1 protein-coding gene is annotated in these 236 nt (G+C 50.8%); it reads left to right on the forward strand.

Features of this window, described 5'->3' with window-relative positions; genetic code table 11:
* On the forward strand, positions 1-236 hold a 236-nt coding region (locus SB756_RS35335; RefSeq protein WP_410913916.1), incomplete at both ends, for a F0F1 ATP synthase subunit A.

Consider the following 236-nt stretch of genomic DNA (forward strand, 5'->3'; position numbering starts at 1 on the left):
CCTGCACTGCGTGTGGTTCCGTCTGCGGACGTGAACGTAACGCTGTCTATGGCACTGGGCGTATTTATCCTGATTCTGTTCTACAGCATCAAAATGAAAGGCATCGGCGGCTTCACGAAAGAGTTGACGCTGCAGCCGTTCAATCACTGGGCGTTCATTCCTGTCAACTTAATCCTTGAAGGGGTAAGCCTGCTGTCCAAACCAGTTTCACTCGGTTTGCGACTGTTCGGTAACAT

The organism is Pseudomonas sp. SIMBA_068, assembly GCF_046534705.1.
GTDB classification, from domain to species: domain Bacteria; phylum Pseudomonadota; class Gammaproteobacteria; order Pseudomonadales; family Pseudomonadaceae; genus Aquipseudomonas; species Aquipseudomonas putida.